General features: G+C 40.6%; 21 protein-coding genes and 1 pseudogene. 14 read left to right on the top strand and 8 right to left on the bottom strand.

Translation table 11 applies throughout. From position 1 onward, the window contains the following. Positions 1-75 precede the first annotated feature (75 nt). Complete coding sequence (locus LX64_RS04285; RefSeq protein WP_111596397.1) at positions 76-849, top strand: alpha/beta hydrolase; 774 nt, start codon at positions 76-78, stop codon at positions 847-849. Between the two features lie 152 nt (positions 850-1,001). After that, positions 1,002-2,561 (top strand): M61 family metallopeptidase, encoded by a 1,560-nt coding sequence (locus LX64_RS04280; RefSeq protein ID WP_111596396.1) that lies wholly within the window; start codon positions 1,002-1,004, stop codon positions 2,559-2,561. Between the two features lie 574 nt (positions 2,562-3,135). Here the strand turns inward: LX64_RS04280 and LX64_RS04270 are convergent. Then, the gene (locus LX64_RS04270; RefSeq protein WP_111596394.1) at positions 3,136-3,525 is read right to left on the bottom strand and encodes a VOC family protein; all 390 of its coding nucleotides are present in this window, start codon (positions 3,523-3,525) and stop codon (positions 3,136-3,138) included. A 32-nt stretch (positions 3,526-3,557) separates the two neighbouring features. Beyond that, positions 3,558-4,076 carry a GNAT family N-acetyltransferase gene (locus tag LX64_RS04265; protein WP_111596393.1) on the bottom strand — a complete coding sequence of 173 codons (519 nt, stop codon included), beginning with the start codon at positions 4,074-4,076 and terminating at the stop codon, positions 3,558-3,560. A gap of 68 nt (positions 4,077-4,144) precedes the next feature. Between LX64_RS04265 and LX64_RS04260 the strand changes: the two genes are divergently transcribed. Further along, positions 4,145-4,546, top strand: a complete 402-nt coding sequence (locus LX64_RS04260) for a barstar family protein (protein WP_111596392.1) — start codon at positions 4,145-4,147, stop codon at positions 4,544-4,546. Between the two features lie 79 nt (positions 4,547-4,625). Further along, entirely contained in the window at positions 4,626-5,264 is a 639-nt protein-coding gene (locus tag LX64_RS04255) for a hypothetical protein (RefSeq protein WP_111596391.1), read from the top strand. Between the two features lie 62 nt (positions 5,265-5,326). Here the strand turns inward: LX64_RS04255 and LX64_RS04250 are convergent, their stop codons facing one another. Then, positions 5,327-6,049: an AAA family ATPase gene (locus LX64_RS04250; RefSeq protein WP_111596390.1), complete on the bottom strand. Its 723-nt coding sequence runs from the start codon at positions 6,047-6,049 to the stop codon at positions 5,327-5,329. A gap of 82 nt (positions 6,050-6,131) precedes the next feature. Continuing rightward, on the bottom strand, positions 6,132-6,362 hold the full coding sequence (locus LX64_RS04245; RefSeq protein ID WP_111596389.1) for a thioredoxin family protein: 231 nt from the start codon (positions 6,360-6,362) through the stop codon (positions 6,132-6,134). A 105-nt stretch (positions 6,363-6,467) separates the two neighbouring features. Here LX64_RS04245 and pdxR point away from each other — a divergent pair, with 105 nt between their 5' ends. The 5 genes from pdxR (at position 6,468) to LX64_RS04220 (ending at position 10,966) form a co-directional block, all read left to right on the top strand. Continuing rightward, a complete protein-coding gene (gene pdxR, locus LX64_RS04240; RefSeq protein ID WP_111596388.1) occupies positions 6,468-7,889 on the top strand; it encodes a MocR-like pyridoxine biosynthesis transcription factor PdxR in 1,422 nt (473 codons plus the stop codon). A gap of 67 nt (positions 7,890-7,956) precedes the next feature. Continuing rightward, on the top strand, positions 7,957-8,622 hold the full coding sequence (locus LX64_RS04235; RefSeq protein WP_111596387.1) for a FadR/GntR family transcriptional regulator: 666 nt from the start codon (positions 7,957-7,959) through the stop codon (positions 8,620-8,622). Next, entirely contained in the window at positions 8,623-9,456 is an 834-nt protein-coding gene (locus LX64_RS04230) for a sulfite exporter TauE/SafE family protein (RefSeq protein WP_111596386.1), read from the top strand. 12 nt (positions 9,457-9,468) lie between these two features. After that, positions 9,469-9,849, top strand: coding sequence for a DUF1634 domain-containing protein (locus tag LX64_RS04225; protein WP_111596385.1), 381 nt, complete (start codon positions 9,469-9,471; stop codon positions 9,847-9,849). A gap of 220 nt (positions 9,850-10,069) precedes the next feature. Then, positions 10,070-10,966 carry a DUF4421 family protein gene (locus LX64_RS04220; RefSeq protein WP_158538522.1) on the top strand — a complete coding sequence of 299 codons (897 nt, stop codon included), beginning with the start codon at positions 10,070-10,072 and terminating at the stop codon, positions 10,964-10,966. 85 nt (positions 10,967-11,051) lie between these two features. Here LX64_RS04220 and LX64_RS04215 read toward each other — a convergent pair whose 3' ends face one another. Beyond that, positions 11,052-11,342: an outer membrane protein assembly factor BamD gene (locus LX64_RS04215; RefSeq protein WP_148707190.1), complete on the bottom strand. Its 291-nt coding sequence runs from the start codon at positions 11,340-11,342 to the stop codon at positions 11,052-11,054. A gap of 128 nt (positions 11,343-11,470) precedes the next feature. Between LX64_RS04215 and LX64_RS04210 the strand changes: the two genes are divergently transcribed. From LX64_RS04210 to LX64_RS04195, 5 genes and pseudogenes are all read left to right on the top strand, one after another. Beyond that, positions 11,471-11,998, top strand: a complete 528-nt coding sequence (locus LX64_RS04210; protein WP_111596382.1) for a DinB family protein — start codon at positions 11,471-11,473, stop codon at positions 11,996-11,998. A gap of 412 nt (positions 11,999-12,410) precedes the next feature. Further along, positions 12,411-13,091: a ribosomal protein L7/L12 gene (locus tag LX64_RS04205; protein ID WP_148707189.1), complete on the top strand. Its 681-nt coding sequence runs from the start codon at positions 12,411-12,413 to the stop codon at positions 13,089-13,091. A 100-nt stretch (positions 13,092-13,191) separates the two neighbouring features. Beyond that, a complete protein-coding gene (locus tag LX64_RS04200) occupies positions 13,192-14,523 on the top strand; it encodes a DUF2268 domain-containing putative Zn-dependent protease (protein WP_111596380.1) in 1,332 nt (443 codons plus the stop codon). A 289-nt stretch (positions 14,524-14,812) separates the two neighbouring features. Beyond that, positions 14,813-15,046 (top strand): annotated as a pseudogene (locus LX64_RS26430) (putative immunity protein); the annotation flags it as partial. A gap of 180 nt (positions 15,047-15,226) precedes the next feature. Next, positions 15,227-15,640: an EamA family transporter gene (locus LX64_RS04195; protein WP_111596379.1), complete on the top strand. Its 414-nt coding sequence runs from the start codon at positions 15,227-15,229 to the stop codon at positions 15,638-15,640. A 242-nt stretch (positions 15,641-15,882) separates the two neighbouring features. On the opposite strand, the gene LX64_RS04190 is transcribed toward LX64_RS04195, so the two are convergent. The 3 genes from LX64_RS04190 to LX64_RS04180 form a co-directional block, all read right to left on the bottom strand. After that, positions 15,883-16,644, bottom strand: a complete 762-nt coding sequence (locus tag LX64_RS04190) for a LytR/AlgR family response regulator transcription factor (protein WP_111596378.1) — start codon at positions 16,642-16,644, stop codon at positions 15,883-15,885. Next, the gene (locus tag LX64_RS04185; protein WP_111596377.1) at positions 16,641-17,789 is read right to left on the bottom strand and encodes a sensor histidine kinase; all 1,149 of its coding nucleotides are present in this window, start codon (positions 17,787-17,789) and stop codon (positions 16,641-16,643) included. Before LX64_RS04185 ends, LX64_RS04190 begins: the two co-directional genes overlap by 4 nt. Positions 17,790-17,970: 181 nt before the next feature. Further along, positions 17,971-19,824: an ABC transporter ATP-binding protein gene (locus LX64_RS04180; protein ID WP_245952548.1), complete on the bottom strand. Its 1,854-nt coding sequence runs from the start codon at positions 19,822-19,824 to the stop codon at positions 17,971-17,973. Positions 19,825-19,861 lie beyond the last annotated feature (37 nt).

Here is a 19,861-nt window from a genome sequence, read left to right as displayed (position 1 = left end):
TCTCTTTTCTTCATTCGCCGGCTGCTCCGCGCTAGGCGTTCTAACAAATCCTACACATTCCTTAAACTCACAAAAATGAAACAGTTCCTTACAAGAATATTTATAGCTTTTAGTCTTTTCTTATTGACAGCTAGCCTCCATACTGCATTTGCGCAAAACAAACCATTTATCAAGAACGTAGTACTCGTGCATGGGGCATTTGTAGATGGTTCGGGCTATAAAGGTGTATACGATATTTTAACCAAGAAGGGCTACAACGTAACGGTTGTACAAAATCCCCTTAGCTCCCTTGATGCCGATGTAAAAGCTACCCAAGCAGCCTTAGATCGACAAGATGGACCAACCATTTTAGTAGGGCATTCATACGGGGGAACCGTTATTACAGAAGCGGGCGATCATCCGAACGTGGCAGCATTGGTATATATCGCGGCTTTCCAATTGGATAAGGGTGAATCTGCGATTGATTGGGCGAAAACAGAACCGGCGGCTCCAGAAAGTGGGATTTTAGCACCGGATGCGAATGGTATCTTGTATTATGATAAAGCGAAGTTTCATGCAGGTTTCTGTGCAGATATTCCAGTAGACCAAGCTAACTTTATGTATGCTTCGCAGGGAATGTTCGCGGCAGATGCTTTAGGGGCGAAAGTAAGCAAGGCGCCATGGAAAACAAAGCCTTCATACGGGATTGTAGCTTTAGAAGATAAAGCGATTTTACCGTCCATCCAAAGAAAGATGTATGCAAGGGCAGGGGCGAAAATCACGGAAATTAAGGCTAGTCATGTTGTATTCATGTCGAAACCACAAGAAACGGCCGCTGTGATTATGCAAGCATCCCAAGGGGTAAAATAATAAGCGTAGACGAGCGATTTTTATTGATTTTGCAAAAGGAGGCGCGCCGGAAGGTGTGCCTTCTTCATGTAATAGTAGTGCGTTGAGCGGGGATTATTTTGTAATCTTGCGGTGTATAGCGCAATTCTATAACAAATTGACCAATTTTTTTGATGAAAAAAGTATTCTTAGCCTGCATTGCCAGCTTTAGTATGTTGTCGGTTGTGAACGCCCAATCGTACAAGTATACGCTGGATGTCAACCAAATCAAGAACGATATTTTGCCGGTGAGCTTGGTGACGCCGCCGCAAACGAGTAAAAAAGTCATCTTTTCGTTACCCAAAATTATCCCTGGTACTTACGCTATTAGCGACTATGGAAACTTCGTGGATAATGTACAAGCCTTTACAGCAGCCGGTAAAGCTTTGCCGGTAAAGCGCTTGGATGTGAACCGTTGGGAGATTTCGAATGCTCACCATATGGCGAAATTGACCTACAACGTAGAAGATATTTTTGATACCGACAAGAAGCATAACGTGTACCCGATGGCGGCTACCAACTTCGAGGAGAACAACGTTGTATTGCATTACCCGGGCATTATTGGGTTTTTCGAAAACCAAGGCAAGCTGCCTTTCGAAGTAACCATCAATAAACCTACGAATTACTTCGCTGCTACCAGCAAAACACCTGTAAAAACAACTGCTAACCAAGATGTATTCGATTTTACGAACGTAGACGATATCTATGATATGCCTGCCATGTATGGTAAAATGGATACGGTTACTATTAAAGTAGGTTTAACAGATGTATTGGTGGCTGTATATTCTCCGAACGGGGATATTAAAGCGGCGCCTATTGCTAACAAATTATCGGCTTTGATTCAAGGTGCGAAGAACTATTTGGGTGGTAAATTACCAACAGATCGTTACGCGTTCTTGTATTACATTAAAGGTAGAGGATTGAAACAATCGTTCCCTCCAGGCTTATCTGGTGCTTTGGAACATACCACATCTTCTTTCTACTACTTACCAGAAATGCCGGCGGCGGCGTTGGAGAACATGATTGTGAATATTTCTTCACACGAATTCTTCCACATCATTACACCGTTAACAATTGCTTCTAAAGAGGTGAAAGAGTTTAACTATGATGAAGTTGTTTTGTCGAAACACTTATGGTTATATGAAGGAGCAACAGAATACACTGCTCACCACGTACAACGTAAAGCCGGTATTGATACAGAGCAACAATTTTTGAATAAATTGTCGCAAAAAGTAACAGGTTCACTTCTGCAGTATAACGATACATTACCGTTCACTACATTGAGTAAATCTGCAGCAACTACGTATGCCGATCAGTATGGTAACGTATACCAGAAAGGTGCGTTGATTTCTGCCTGTTTGGATGTTTATTTATTACATCTTTCAGAAGGTAACTACGGCTTACGTAATTTGATGCACGATTTAGGTGTGAAATATGGCGCCAATGCTTATTTCAATGATGATGAAATCTTCGATGAAATTGGTAAATTATCTTACCCAGCTATCAAAGATTTCTTAGTGAAATATGTAGCCGGTAATACACCGATTCCGTATGCAGAATACTTTGCATTGGCCGGTGTGAAATTCTCTACACCATCGTCTAAAAAATTAATCATCGATGAGAATGCTTCAGCACAAGCGAAATTCATCCGTGAGAAATGGTTAGGTGTAGACCCGGTTATGCCGAAGAACTAATACGATTTTGAATATACCATGTAAAGCAATGCCCGTGATAAACGGGCATTGCTTTTTTTATTGATGCCAGCTGCATCTATAAGTGTTTTAAAGGGGCGTAGCAGTTTTGTTCACTACTTTCGAAGGCAGGTTAAAGGCATGTCAAAGGCTTTTCAAAGGGTCGTTAAAGTCATTCAAAGAGTACCCCTAGTGTTTACAAGGGTTTTAGGCCATTTTCAAAGGGAAGTTAAAGTCTTTCAAAGGCACCCCCTAGTGTTTATAAGGGTTTCGGGCGATTTTCAAAGGCTTTTCAAAGGGTTGTCAAAGGCTTTGCTATGGAACTGATTGGCATTCAATTATTTGGGAATTTCATTCGTTTTTAGCCTTATTTGGGCCGAAAGTGTGGTTTTGAGGAAGAGGTAGGGGTAGGGGTAGGGTGTTTGGTTGTCTTTATGGGGCTAAAAAGTATAAAGAAATGCGGTTTTTAGTAAGGGTATCCTGTAATAGAATTTGTCTTGTGTAGGACATTAAACGAGGTATGTTTTTAGACAACCCTTCTGTGTTGATATATATAATTAATATACGGACAAAGTATTTATGCTTCGTTAAAAACTTGGCGTAGTGCTATACGGTTACCTTCTGTATCCTCAAATTCTGCTACTGCAAAGCCGTATTGTTCATTAACGGTAATAGGGTAGAGTACTTTGGCACCGTTATCGATGGCGCATTGTAAGGTGTACGCGATATCGTTGGTATGGAAATAGAGAATGATGCCGTTGTTGGTGGCTTTGTATACATCGCCTTTTACAAGGGCACCCGTAATGCCGGGATGAGCAGCTTGCCAAGGAAAGAGGGCCATTTCGTAATTGTCGATCGTGTCGATGTCGAAGGTATATCCAAATACGTTGGCATAAAATTCAACGGCGCGGGCCATATCGTGGACCGGGATTTCGAAATAGGCGACTGGGTTATGTAATTGGGTCATGGGTGAATGTTGGTGTTGAATAATATAAAATCCTACAAAGTCAATGCCATCATCAAATCATTTTGTACATCATTACCTAAAGTGAAAGTACAGGTATCAAACACGGTGAATCCATTCCTTGTATAGAACTGGATGGCTTTATGATTCTGTTCCCATACGGCTAGCCATACTTTCGTGTATGCACGTGCTTTGGCTAATGCAACGGCATGATCAAATAGTTGTTGGCCTATGCGCATGCTTTGGTATGGAGGTAACACGTATATACGTTCGATTTCTAGCGTGTTTTTTTCTTGTAAGTGTGTTTGTGCATCGCCAATGTTTAGTTTGATGTAGCCTATGTTTTGGCCATCGAGTTGGGCGAAGAAGAATAGCGAGTGGGGGTTATTTAATTCGCTGCGTAATTGTGGTAACCCAAGATCTTCATGGAGATATTTATCCATGTTCTCTTGTGTATTAACGGCAGCATAAGCTGCTATGAAAGTGGTTTGCGCGATTTGCTGTAATGCAACTACGTCGTTTTCGCCGGCTTGTATAATAGAAATTGTTTGCATGGTCTTATGCGAAAGTAGGGATTTCAATTACAGGAATGTAACTTTAGGATGAACGAAAGTGCAAATGTATGTCGAACCCAAGAAAAGTAATTACCCTTCAAGGTGCAAATATGCATGATATTCCCAGCTTTTATGATGAGATCAACCGTGTTTTTATGGTCGATGAAGATTGGTTATTAGGGCAAAGTTTGGATGCTTTGAATGATTTGTTATATGGCGGTTTTGGGTTGATAAAACTGGATGAACCTGTGTTATTGGTGTGGGAACATTTCGAAGAAAGCAAGAAAGCGTTGGGGGTAGATGTTACGCGGGCATATTATGAAAGCAAGTTAGTGCCAGGCTCGCCATTCAATAAAAAACTTTTTACCGAGAAGTTGCAAGCTTTGCTGGCTGGAGAAGGACAAACATATTTTGATATTATTTTAGAGGTGATTGGAGAGCATCCGGATATTGAGTTATGGGCGAAGTAGGGTGATCAATAAACGAAGTTTATGATATGTTATTTAATTGTATTACTTTTCTGGCCTAAATTTATTATCCCTAACTATTATGTTTATTGTTTACGGCAAGAAGGTCGGTGTGATCAAACGTTCCACTGACCACCAACGGAATTGTAAAAACTGCAAAGATTTTAACCAAAAAACTGTTGTTCGCCAAGCTTATGGGCATGTTTATTACATCCCTTTTTTCCCTATGGGGCCTAAATATGCAGAAATTTACTGTGAAAGTTGCGGACAACGCACCCATGATACAACATTGCAAAATGATTATGAAAAATCGACGAGAGCGCCTTTTTATTATTACAGTGGGCTTATTGTCATATTATCATTAATGCTCTATGGCGCTATAGCTGATTGGATGGATAGCTTCAGCACTAAAAAGTTTGTACAACATCCTATAGTAAATGATGTTTATCGTGTGGTGGATAAGCAGGAAAATGGCGATGTGTATACTTATTTAAAGCTTAAAAAAATTGAAGGAGATAGTCTAAGTTTTTATGAAAGTCGGCTAGTATATGTACATGTGAGTAAGAAGTTTGCTGAAATTGATTATTTTATGAATAATGCATTTGTGAAGTATTCCAAGAACCAAATAGTAAATATGTTTGATGAAGGGTTAATTGATCAAATAGAGAGAGATTATACGGAGGCTTCTGGGTATAGTCGTGAAGAAACAATGAAAGAATAATACATATGCATTCCAAATAAAAACGTCACTATTTACATGTGACGTTTTTATTTGGAGGTGCCCTATACGTTTGCTATTACAGCTTTTGACTCTAAATCGTTAATAAGAATCGATTTAATTGAAGTATACAAGTGATCCTTGGCTTCAGCATAGGAAATCCCGTATAACCTTTCAACCTCCTGCAAATGTGGAGGAAAGGCAGTAAGTAGTTTATCGTAGTAAGCGTTTAATTCGTGTACGCTCGGCAGGTTGTATTGCAGGCGTAATTGAAACCTTCTTACCAATGCATGATCAATCATTTCGAGGTGATTGGTGGCAGCAACAAGCAATGCCTTTGGAGGGAAATAGTCGATGAGTTGAATAAGGGTATTCACTAAACGGCGCATTTCACCTACGTCTCGATCGTCTTCGCCGCGGGTTTTACCAATATGGTCGAATTCATCGAGGAATAGTACGGCATGGTCGCGGGCGACTTTGTCGAATACCATTTTTAGGTTATTGGCGGTTTCGCCTATTTTAGAAGAAACGATGGTGCTAAGATTGAGGATATAGAGATTTTTATCCAACGTTGAAGCAATGGCCTTCGCGGTGGTTGTTTTGCCACAGCCGGAACTTCCATGCAACATAATCTTATTGTCGACAGGTAAATTGTACTTCTTTAGCTCGTCGATATACCGGAATTCCTTCATTAGCTGGTCCAACACTTGTTTATTAGCAGGGTCTAATGAAATATCCGACCAGTTTACTTTTTCTTTCTCATTAATGATTACGTCGAGTACGTGCATGCATTCTACATTTGAATGCCCAAAATTAGGTCAATTTGATAAAAAGGCATTACTAATTACTTAATAATGCCTTGTGTACAGCTTATTTTACATCTGCGATAGATGCGCCGAAGTTGATATGAAGTACGTTTCCGTTTGTTGTAACCAAGGCTGGAACGGATTTTACACCAGCAGCAGCTGCTGCATCGATGTATTGTTGTTGTTCACCGAGGTGAATGATGTCAAGATTTTCTTTGCCAACGAGTTGGATGATATCGTGTTCTGCGCTTACACAAACTGGGCAACCTGCGTGGTAAAAAACGGCTTTTTGCATATGTTTTAAAATTGTGCGTGAAAGAATGATTGTAATTCGATGGCAAAACTACTGTACCTTTGGACTACTGTTATGATACAGAATGTGTAAAAATTGGTAGTCCAGATGTTAAGACCTTGGTCCGTAAATATTCAACTCGATGAGTCGGCTGAAAAGGCCATTTACCTGCAAATAGCGGATGCAATTATTCACGATATTAAAATGGGGCGCCTAAAAGCAGGTGAGGCCTTGCCGGGGAGCAGGTTGCTAGCCCAGCTATTGAAAGTGAACCGCAATACAGTGGTAGATGCATTGCAAGTATTATTGATGGAAGGGTGGTTAGTATCCAAAGAGCGTAAAGGCACATTCGTAGCCGAAACAACCCCCACCTTGCAACTGCAAAAAGATCTTCCTGTAACCACTTCAACCGCCGCCGTTGCCATTCAAAAAGCACATACAATTGTATTCGACGATGGGCATCCCGATAGTAAAATAGCGCCCATTAACGAGTTGGCGAGGGCCTATAGGCAAATATTCAGTCGTAAAGCTCGCTGGAAGGTAATGGATTATGCTTGTGAGTTGGGTTCTATGGAATTCCGAAAAGCCATTGCGCAAATGTTGAACCATCAACGGGGCATGCAAATCAACGAATCGCAGGTATGTATTACCCGCGGTAGTCAAATGGCTACTTACCTGGCTGCACAATGTTTATTGGAAAAGGGCGATGCAGTAATGATTGAAACGCCCGGGTATAAACCGGCTTGGGCTGCCTTTGAAAAAGCAGGAGCGGAGCTATTGCCTGTTCGAGTGGATGGTGATGGTTTAGTAATTGATGATATTCTTCATCATCTTCAATCAAAAAAACGCATCAAGGCAATTTTTACAACGCCGCATCGTCAATATCCCACCACTGTTACCCTTAGCTTGCAACGTAGATACCAATTAGTAGAACTTTCGAATAAATACGGTTTTACAATTATTGAAGATGATTACGATAACGAATTTCATTTCGGCTACAGGCCCTTCATGCCTATATCCAGTTTACCTGGCCTGGCTAATTTCATCTACATAGGTACCATGAGTAAAGTAGTAGCCCCGGCATTGCGTACGGGTTACTTGGTAAGTAGCCGGGCTTCGTTTATCGAGTCGATTGGTGAGTTGCGGAAAATTATCGATGTACAAGGAGATATTATCATGGAACAAGCTGTATTGCAGTTGATTCATGATGGAACCATTAAGCGACATATCAAAAAAGCAACGTTGCATTATAAGGCAAAGCGTGATAAAATGAGCGAGTTGCTAGGAGAACATCTAGCTACTTATTTTAATTATACAGTGCCGGAAGGTGGGTTGGCTTTCTGGTTAACGCCAAAAGAAAACCTAGATACGACTTCATTCTTTCATCAACTCAGTCAAAAAAATATTTCTCTTCCACCATCTTCACAATTCTATTTTGGCAAGAACCAATATGGTATTCGATTGGGATATGGTTCTCTTTCAGAAGATACAATAGCAGAAGGCGTAAAATTGATCGCTAGCGTACTATAATTTGTAAACATCTGATGTTTGAATGTTGTTTTGGTTTACCTTTGTCAAACATCTGATGTTTGATTGTATGTCGAAACGAACAAAATTAGCAGACATAGTTATAGAGAAATTGCAGCAGCATATTTCACTTGGTAAATGGAAAGTGGGTGAGAAGATTCCCGCGGAGCCGGAGTTGATGGAGCAATTTGCTGTAGGGCGATCTACCATCCGGGAGGCGATTAAAACCTTGGCGCAAAACGGGATATTGCGGGTACAGCAAGGGTCGGGCACGTTTGTGAACGAGCCAGGCGTATCTTCGGAAACATTGGAGCAGCGGTTACGACGTGCTGCCCAGCAGGAATTGAACCAAGTGCGTATATTACTGGAGCATGCCATTATACGTTTAGCTGTTGCACACCGTACAAAAGCACAGGTCAAAGAAATGCAAAAGTCCTTGAAAAACCGGGCTGCAGCCATTCAAGCCGATGATTATACTACTGCCATTGATGCAGATATTCAATTTCACACTACCATTGCGGCTGCTAGTAAAAATAGCGTATTAGCCGATTTATATGCAGGCTTTACGCATGTATTACGTACATCCTTCCAACAACGGGATAGCGGCAGTGTTACCCAATTTTCGCACACGCATGTTTTGCATGAACAACTTTTGGAAGCCATTATCGATCGCAACGAAGTAGCTGCTATTGCAAGCTTCGATGCATTACTTCAACATAATTCAAATGCTATATAAATGACGGTTTTAGTTTTTACATTGATCTTATTTGCAGGTGCTTACGCGGCAGGTTTGATTGGGTCGTTAACAGGACTAGGAGGAGGGGTAGTTATTATTCCTTTGCTGAGCGTGTTTTTAGGAATTGATATTCATTATGCTATCGGGGCCGCGCTTGTGTCGGTGATTGCCACTTCTTCGGGTTCGGCGGCGGCATATGTTCGCGAGGGTATTACAAATATGCGCATTGGGATGTTTCTCGAAATTGCTACCACGGTGGGAGCGGTCGTGGGTGCCTTATTAGCAACAGTTGCACCTACCCATCTGATTGCCGTATTGTTTGGTGCCATTTTGATATTTTCTGCGATGAATTCCTTGCGTAAGAAGGATGTGCATGTGCTAGAAACATCGAGCCCGCTAGCCACGAAGCTTAAGTTGTACGGATCATATCCTACAGCACAAGGCACGGTGCATTATGGAACGAAGAACGTGATAGGTGGTTTTTTAATGATGATTGTAGCGGGTGTTCTATCGGGGTTACTGGGTATTGGCTCAGGCGCCTTAAAGGTAATAGCCATGGATAATATTATGCGTATACCATTCAAGGTATCTACTACTACCAGTAATTTTATGATGGGGGTAACAGCAACGGCCAGCGCGGTAGTGTATTTACAAAGAGGGTATATTCAACCGGGAATTTGTATGCCTGTTGTAATAGGGGTATTATTAGGAGCTTTAACGGGTGCGAGAATACTTATTCGTTCTTCACCTGGCAAATTGAAGCTGTTTTTCGCCATCGTTATTACACTATTAGCCTTACAGATGATTTATAACGGGGCTACCGGGAGAATTTAAAAGCGGGATATCATGGAAAATGTAAAAGATAAAGACTTACAATATATTATTGGCAACCTATTACGCTGGGGCGTATGGACCTCTTTGGGTATTGCTTTTATAGGAGGACTCATCTACTTATCACGTCATGGGCAAGAGGTGGTGTATTACCCTAAGTTCGTGGAAACGGATCGGGATATGTTAACGATTTTAAAAGAGATGTTGCAAGGGATTGGAGCGGGTCGTGGTCGTGATATAATTCTATTGGGTATTATGTTATTGTTCGCGACACCAATTTCGCGGGTGCTTTTTTCGTTGGTAGGATTTATTCTAGAGAAAGATCGCCTGTACGTTTGTATTACATTGATTGTGTTGATGATTATTTTTATTAGTGTGCGGGGTGGTTTAGGTTGATGGTAAATATTGGCCGGCTGGGTGTTGGGGGGATACTTTGCCGGCATTGTGGTTTGAAAAAGCTATTGTAGGGTAAGGCTGTTTGGGATTTGTCGATTATATTCGCGTACGAAAGCATGTATTTTCGAGAAGTACTCACATGAAACGGTGGCGTTATCATATCACATTTGTATTTGCACTATTTTGGCAAGCTCTTCACCTACAGGGGCAATCGGCTGATTTGGATACGAATTTCGTGCGCCGGTACGAGAAGAGTAATATGATAGAAGTATTCACCGGCCTCACGAGTTTACAGTTCAATTTTGCGAAGAACCAGACCGATAAAAGTGATTTTAGGTTAACAGCCAATTCCAGTAACTATATAGGGGTGGATGTAAGTTACAAGTGGTTGTATTTGCAAGCCACAGTGAATATCCCTGGCACCCAGCTCGATAAAAACGTTAACTTCCACTATACTTCCTTAAAATTTAAGTTTGGCACCCGTAAACTGATCTTTCAGCCGTTTTTTAATGCCTATAATGGCTTGCTGATTCCCAAGTTGGAGCATCGATCATACGAACCATTTCGAAATATTCACTTCGTAGATGTGGGGCTAGATATGTATTATTATACGAATGCCCGCCAATTCTCGCACAGGGCGGCTTCTGCTTTCTCGGAAGAACAAGTTCGTTCTAAGGGTACTTTCTTTTTTACGGCATCACCCGTTTGGCGCAGGATTAGTTGGGTAACACCATCGCGCGATTTAGTGCCCGACTCGGCTACTTACCAGCTATTGTCGTCGAATCCTAAATGGGTTTCATTGGTTTTACGGGGTGGTTATACGTATAATATTGTGCCTGCTAAAAATTGGTTGATTGCACCTGCTATAGCTGCGGGTGGAGGGGCCTTGTATGAACTAACACCCGGGAATAAGTCGATTCAAGCGGTGTATGATGTGCATGCTTGGATTAATACAGGGTATAATGGTCCTCGTTATTACGTGTACATGAATGCTAGTTGGGAGAATTTGAGGACTAATTTCTTGATAAAGAAATTGCGGAGAGTTAATTCTGATATATCGATCACTTTTGGGTATCGATTTAGCAACTTTAAGAAGAAGATACTGGGGATATTATAGTTGTATCGAGCCTATTCTTATAAATAAAAATACACGCTAGGAGAGCGTGTATTCATAGAATCAAAGAAAACATATAAGGTTAATACTACATTTCTTGTAGCATTTGTTTCGCATTGTTAATTTCAGATGCAAGCGCTTCTTCCATTTCGTCGCTCATAGGAGTGCCGATCACTAGTTCTAAATAGCTGAGTGCTTTATCCCATTCAGCGTTATTAAAATAGAATTCGCCTAATGCACAGTTAGCTTGCACGAAATGTTGGACATCATTCGCTTCTTGACTTTCCGTTACAACCTCTTGCAGTAAAGTGACAGCCTGTTCGATTTTTCCTTCATCTAGTAATAGAAGGGCTTTTGAAAATGATGATGTAAGATCCATTGTTTCATTGTTGTTCAGGGCAAAAATAGTAATTTTTGCATTATCTTTTTTTGATTGTAACTTTATATAGATCGTGTGCTGTGTGTAATATTCCATTAAAACATTCCTTCCACGAAAAATATATCGCAATGAAAGCACTCAAAATTTTCCAAATTTTATTGGTATGCCTTTGTATGTCTGCCATTTCATTCGGCCAGTCGACCGACGAGGCTTTGAAAGAGTGGGAACGAGCCAAAGCGTATACGAAAGAATACCTTGATGTGATGCCTGCCGGTAGCTATGGCTTGAAGCCAACGCCGGAAATGCGTTCTTTTGCAGAGCAAATGCTCCATTTGGCCGATGCCAATTATGGATTTACAGCCACCATTACGGGTGAAAAAGCACCGTATGGATTTGGCGCGTTGGAGAAATCTCAAGATCAATCTAAAGAAGCCGTTACCAAAATGGTTATGGACAGTTATGATTACGTGATGGCTGCTCTTAAGAAAATGACGCCAGCAGAGTTAGATGGTAACATTAAGTTCATGAACCGTTTTGAAATGACACGCCGCGTGGCTTTTGAAAAGGATTTTGAGCATCAAACCCACCATCGCGGACAAACAACTGTATATATCCGCTTAGCGGGAGCGAAGCCTCCGCAAGAGAAGTTATTCTAGTCAACAGTGATATTTGTAAAAGCCGCTTCTACATGATAGGAGCGGCTTTTTTTATGTAGGTGCATACTGGGGAAACTTCAATATTGTGAGGATTTCATACTATTTCCTTTTGGTTTACTATATCGCTTCGCATAATAAAAAGTGTTTGGATATTCACTTATAAGACAATGAAGCGAGTAAATTGGTCACGAAATTTTCGCAAAAAATTATTTTGTTTTTTATGTGACCACCTACCATCTTTCCCTGTCTAATCAACAAACGATCTATTGGTTATCTTTTGCCTTACGACTGAATTGTAGTAGATTCATATCATCTGAAAAGGCTGTTGTAACCTATAATGTATTGTTATTCACTATTTAATTATTCGAGGAAAATGATCCAGGTTCCTGCTGCAGTGCAAAATTTTATCGATATGGCTATTATAGCTGGGGATGCTTGTTTGCCTGCATATTATCCAAAAGACCAGGTTGCGTTTGAAAAGCTACAAAGTGGTTACCGGTTTCATGGCATTACGTTAGAAGATTTAACGGGTATGCAAGCAGGGCAATGGCAACCAGGATGGTTTGTGGTGGCTCTGAATGAAATGGATGATCCTTATTTTGTTGACTTTTCAGAAGAAACGAAGGGGTACCCTGTGTACTTTGCTTGGCATGGTGCAGGGGTATGGGAAGCACAATTAGTAGCACCTGGTATACAAGCTTGTCAAGCGCTTTTAGAGGACTTAAAGCGTTTGCATGGTAACCAGCCTGGCACAGCTGCCTACCTTGAAGAACACTGCAACATTGATGAAGGGCTGTGGCAAGAAGTATACGATCATACATTGTCGCAAGATGAATTTGTTGAGCAAGAACCGGTTAACATGGGAGATTATGTTCAAGGTGATATTCTTGTAATCGATTGTGGACCTAACAAGGTGAAGGTTATGCAATTTGTAAAAGCGTTGCTAGGTTTAAGTCCGCAAGCAGCCTTGGGAATGGTCAATAACCCGCCATTTGTACTAAAAAGTGGATTCAAAATATTAATGCTGAGAGTCATTGCTCAACTAGAAAGCTTGGGTGCAAAAGCTGAATTTATACCTAGTAATTCGAAATAATATTTCTAAAAATAGCGTTATTTTAACTGGAGAGACCCGCTTCAGCAAGATACCTTGTGCCAATAAACTAAGATCTATATATACGTTTATATTTTTCAACATGAGAACAATTTTCACGATTACCCTGTGCCTTATGGCTATGCTTTCATTTGGCCAAACTAGTAAATTAGACATTGGTAAACTATACACAGATGTAACTATCCAGAAGGACAAAGCAACTGGTTATACCTTGCAATTAGAGAAGGGTCGACCCTATAAGATACACGTTCAACAGCAAGGTATCGACGTGCAAGTAATACTGCAATTGGATGGAAAAGTGTTACATACGCAGGATAGCCCCAATGGAACGGATGGTCCAGAGAAATTTGATTTTACGCCTAGTACTTCGGGTAGTTATACATTGATAATTGAGCGCTTGAATGAAAGTACAAACCCGGAAAGCGGGAAAGTTTCAGTACAAGTGAAAAAGTATACGAAGGCTGAGTTGGAAAGAATAGCCCGCATAAAAAAAGAATTAGAACCAGAGAATAAGAAGCATGTTTTAACAGTAGATATAGATCATTTCTGGGAAGCATTTGATGCACTGGCAACATGTAAAACTAGGAACGATAGTATTAACGCCATTCAAACCATTTATTTAGATCGTGCTACAGATGGTTTGATAGATTTTATGAGAGTACGAGAGCTTACTGCTGAAAAGTATGTAAATATCATTCGGAAGTTGCCCAAATATTTTGCCTCCGTTCGTGCGAATACATATAAGGTAAAAGCAGTAGAGGATGATATCAATCAACTCTTCAATAAGTTCCAAGAGATCTATCCGAATTTTAAACCATTTAAAGTGTGTTTTGCCATTGGTATTGTCAATACGGGCGGTACAGTATCGGATAAGTACGTGTTAATTGGCACAGAAGTCACCACCTCTACCCGCGAAATAGATTTAAGCGAATTTAATAATTCTGCATATGGAAAAATGTTAGCCGGTGATACGAACCTCGTTCAGAAGATTAGGAATATGGTAGCACATGAATGTGTGCATACACAACAAGTGTCGAAGTACGCACCAGAAGCCATGAGTTGTAATTTGTTGTACAATGTGATGCGCGAAGGGTTTTGTGATTTTATTGGAGAACTTACAACAGGTGGACAAATCAATTCAATTGTAAAAGAATATGGTGATGCACATGAAAAGGAATTGTGGACTGATCTGAAAAAAGAATTGTGTAATACATCAACTAGTAATTGGTTGTACAACTACGATAAGGTAAAGGATAAACCTGCTGATTTGGGATATTACATGGGTTACAAAATAGCAGAAGCATACTACAAAAATGCAAAAGATAAGCAACAAGCGGTCATAGATATTATTGAAGTAGATGATCCGATTAAGTTTTTATACAACAGTAAGTATGATTTGAAATTTAGGAAGTAGTTTGATTACAAACTGAATATGACAATACTATTCATGTACAATACAGCAGCGTCTTATACGAGGTGGTATGTGCATGAATAGTATTTTTACTTTTATACATAGCGTGCATTTAACTAAATGGAATTCCCCATACACTTTACGCCCCATTTAATCTTGCAAAAAATACAATTAGAAGTCATTCCTTCGCTTGTGAAATATGCTAATAATCTCGACCTATATACTCAATATCCCGTATCCATAGCAAGAACCAGGTATTGTTTTTAGAATTAGCTAGGTTGATGGGAAAGTAAGAATAAATGATGCTCGGAAGGCATCCTTTGCTGCTAAATCTGCTGCAAGCGGTTACCAAGCTGCTTTTATCCAATTCCTTGCCCAAGTTGCTTGCCATGCTGCCGCTACAACTCACATGGCGGAACATGCTATCCTGGCAGCGGATCGTATTGTGCATGCCGTACATACACTAGGTCAATCTCCCGTAAGTGAGTTTAATTGGCAATTGGAGCAATTGCCCAACCGCATATAGGCCCTGGTATACGAAGGGCGACAGACCACCGGTCGTTCTCTCTCTTCAAACCGGTCATTCATCGCCCTGTATATTTGTTACAAACGGTGTACTTTGTAGGTACTGGCACAAATTTGTACCCAGAATCTGAAGAAAATCTGAATGATTTTTATCCCTTACATTCACTGTAAAATTAGCTGTATGTGGAAATTATATGCACTTTTATCAGCCATCTTTGCAGCACTAACCGCTGTACTGGCGAAAGTAGGATTGAAAGGTGTGAACAGCAACCTTGCAACGGCTATTCGAACGATTGTGATTGTAGGGTTAGCTTGGGGAATTGTAGCTGTAACCGGTGAGCTGAAAGGTATTAGAACGCTTACCAAACAAAACATCTTGTTTCTTACATTAAGTGGCTTAGCCACGGGGCTTTCATGGATTTTTTATTTCAAAGCGCTATCAATGGGCCCAGTTTCAAAAGTTGCACCTATTGATAAACTTAGTGTTGCAATCGCCATCGTTTTATCGGCAATATTTTTAAAGGAACAACTAGATTGGAAAACAATATTGGGCGCATCTTGTATTATTGCCGGTACGATCATTCTTATAAGGTAGTTGAATGCGGTTGATGCTTGATTAATTCGATTGCAAATTTGAATAACGTACTAATAGAAACGGCATATGTAAAATATGCCGCTGGGGGAATTTCAATTCCAAAAGCATTTTCTAAGAAACCTGCTCTTTATTGAAACAAAATCTTCATCTATTTCTAAATGTCTTGCAATTCAATTGTATTCAAAAAACATTGTGGTCGAATACCCAATTTTCAAGGTCGAATAGTCATTTTCTTTGCTGTATTATTTGCCCAGCCATTCTTTAAATGCTGTTAACCGGTCGCTACTCACAAATACTTCTTCACTCGTTATCGGCGCTATATCCAATTTTAATTTACTGGTAGAGTAATATTTCATCGATTGTATACTTTCATACGATACAATGTAGCTGCGGTTGATGCGGAAAAAGGTGCTAGGGTCGAGTAGTTTTATTAACTTATCGAGACTGTATTCAACGCAACAGCTTTTCCCTTCTTTTGTCATAGCCCAGGTGGCTTTGTCTTTGTAATAAAAGTAGGCGATATTTTCTGTTGGAATACTGATCAGCTTATTGCCCACATTTGCCATGAAACGTGTTTTATACGAAGTAGGGGCTAGTTTTTCTAACAAGGCTTGGTAGTTGAATGTTTCTTTGGAGCCTTGCTGAAAATGTATTTGCTTGAATTTGGTAATCGCTTGTTCTAGTTCTGCCTGCTCGATGGGTTTCAGCAAATAATCAACACTATTCGTTTTAAATGCTTTAATCGCATAATTGTCGTAAGCTGTGGTGAAAATAGTAGGTATGGAAAGCGCCGTTTCTTCTATGATTTTGAAAGCATGATCGTCTTCCAAATGAATGTCCATAAATATCAAATTCAATGGTGCTGAATTATCCGCTAACCATTGCACACTCGCTTTTACCGATGGCAATATTGCCATTACGTTTATTTTCACATCAATGCTATGCAGCATCTTCTCGAGCCTTTTTGCACTTAATGTTTCATCTTCAATTATCACAACATTCATAACAAAGGTATTTTTACGGTGAAATAGCCCGGCTGATCGTCCACAATTACAGGACGATCTACCAACAAACGGTAGCGGTTAATAATGTTCTGCAATCCCATACCGGTCGACATTTCTCGTTGTGGCCTTAGCTGCAATGGGTTTTTAACTACGAGGTAATCGCCCTCCACGAAAATGGTTACCTTTAACGGTTGTTCCATCGACATTTGGTTGTGTTTGACAGCATTTTCTACTAGCAGCTGTAAGGTCAACGGTGCAATATGGAACCGCATACTATCGTTTTCATCTACATGAGTACTAACCACCAGCTTATCTTCAAAGCGGATATTCAGTAAAAAGATGTACGATTTCAGAAAGTCCATTTCCGTTTTTAATAGCACTTTTTCTGTATCTCGTTGCTCCAACACATAGCGGAATGCCCGCGATAACTGCGCGATAAATTGCACAGATAGTTTGGTGTCGATCTCAACCAAGCTGGATAAAATGCTTAAACTGTTAAAAAGGAAATGTGGATTCACCTGGTTTTTCAAGGCAGACAGCTGCACTTGTGTAGCTTCGCGCTTCAATTGTTCACTGTTTACACGGAGTTCTTCCAATTGCTTATGGCCACGGCTCAAAGCCGCCAAATAGTAGGCCGAAAGAAGGGCCATCACTACTAAACCATTGTTGACCTTCGCTACTGCTTTATGTCTTACTTCTATAGGTATGGTTATGAGGGGAGAAGTGGAAGCTCGCTTGCGCATATAATCTTCCGCAAAATGGCGGAAATCAGGTTCATGTAAGAAACTATCTAACCGCATCCAAACAGCACCGTAAAAACAGTTGAAGCCTACTGCTAATAAAGCGGCTATCACCAACATAAGTATCTTCCAAGTGAGCGAATGATCTTTAAATGATCTCGATAGGAAGGAATGCTTTAATTGCTGCTCTATACGCTCGGTGAAAACTAACCAAAGGGTAAAGTAAGCCGTGGTAAGAATGAGTTCTACGATCCAAATCAGCCAATCACGGCTAATAGCATGGATACCGAAATCGTCGTGGTTAACATATATTCGAATGGGCCAATAAATCGCGTACACGCCGAGTGCCAGTCGTATTTTTTGCTGTAGAGGAATGGAATAGTGGGCGTTCGCGTGAATGTCCATGTACAAATCGGCGTTTTGGAATATGATAATGAAGGGATTAAGTTGATCATTTTTAGCCGAAAATCCATGGTTTTATTGCTCGAATGACGATTTGCGAGGGTCGAATGTCATTTTAAGAGGATGGAGTGAAGGAAGAGAAAATCGTTCTATCGCATGATAGAAACGATTTTCTACATATGTTTTAGCGATATCCCATCGCTTGTAAATTAAATAATTCGGCATAGCGACCGTTTTTCTCTAATAACTCTTCATGACTACCAATTTCTGCCAACGTTCCCTTTTCCAATACCAATATCCTGTCTGCCATCCTAACAGTAGAAAAACGGTGAGAGATCAATACCGATGATTTGCCTTTCGTTAAATCGGCGAACCGTTGAAATACTTCATATTCAGCACGGGCATCTAATGCAGCCGTAGGCTCGTCCAGTATAATCAAATCTGCATGCTTCATATACGCCCTAGCGAGTGCCACTTTTTGCCATTCACCGCCAGATAGTTCTACGCCGTTATGGAACCTTTTGCCCAGCATTTGATCGTATTTGGCAGGTAGTTTCTCCGCTAATAAGTGGGCTAAACTTTGCTGAGCGGCGGAAGTGATCAACGAAGTATTGTCTTTTTCTATAATGTTGCCTACCGCTATGTTCTGTGATAAGTTCATTTGATAGCGTAAGAAGTCTTGGAAGATAATGCCTACATGTTGTCGTAATTGGAGAAGATCATAATCCCGTAAATCATAACCATCTAATAAAATGCGGCCTTCTGTTGGATCGTATAAACGGGTAAGTAATTTTACTAATGTTGTTTTACCGGCACCATTTTCACCCACCAACGCTAGCTTTTCTGTTGCATGCAAGGTGAAGCTCAAATCCCGGATGGCCCATTTTTCACTGTTCATGTACTTAAAACTCACGTTCTCAAATACAAATCCTTGCTCGATTTTAGCAGGGAATGGCCTTGGTTTAGCAACATTGTTAATCCGTGGTTTTAGCTCGAAGAATTCAAATAAATCAGTTAGGTACATGGCGCCTTGTGATACAACCGTGAAACGCATTAATACCCCTTCTAATAATCCCCGTAACTGTCTAAATGAACCCGCCATGAAGGTTAGGTCACCAATCGACAATTGACCATTAATTGTTCTGAGAATGATGATGATATAAGCCCCGTAATACCCCAAACTCCCCATCATGGCAAATACTGTACCCCAAGCCGAGCGCTGCACGGCAATCCGCTTATTGTCGCGGTAAAACTTATTGGCAATCGTGCGGAATTTATCAATAAGGAAGTCACTCAATCCAAATACTTTCACTTCTTTCGCCGTTTCATCACTAGCGCCTAAGTACCGGATGTAATCCACTTCGCGCCGCTCGCTCGTTTGTCCCCAATACAGCTCATATAACTTATTGTTGAAATGACTTTCACCCAAAAACGCCGGAATCACAGCCACTATCAATAATAGAATCAACCAAGGGCTTAATACCACCAAACCGGCCGCAAAGAATATAATGGAAATAATATCCTGTACTTGCCCCATGGTTTGGGATAGTAATACCGAACGCCCTGTCGTTTGCTGGCGGGCACGTTCCATCTTATCATAAAAGGTAGCATCTTCAAATTGTTCCAAATCCAAGGTTGCCGCATGCTCCATAATTTTGATGGAGGTTTTATTGGAGAATAATTCCCCCAACAACGTGTCTAATAAACTAATTAAACGGCTACTACCATCCGATAAGATCGCCAACAAAAACTCCAAGGCTACTAATGTCCACAACTTTTCGGTTGAATGAACGGCATGAGCACTCAAGAAAATCACCTCGTCGATGATCAATTTCCCGATATACAGAATGGCTACGGGCATGGCAGAGCGGGCAATACGCAGGAGAGAACTGGCAACTGTCATCCATGGGCTTGTTTGCCACACCATTTTGAAGAACATGGGCAGGTTGCGTAGTGCGGCTAAACGTTCTTTGAAAGTAAGTGTTTTGTCGGTCGATTTACCGCCTTTGTGGCGTTGAAATTTGGCACGTGCATTCATACAATGAATATAAACAAATATTAGTCAGGTCAACAAA

Source organism: Chitinophaga skermanii (genome assembly GCF_003259335.1).
GTDB lineage: Bacteria > Bacteroidota > Bacteroidia > Chitinophagales > Chitinophagaceae > Chitinophaga > Chitinophaga skermanii.
This window is presented reverse-complemented; position numbering and strand designations above follow the sequence as displayed.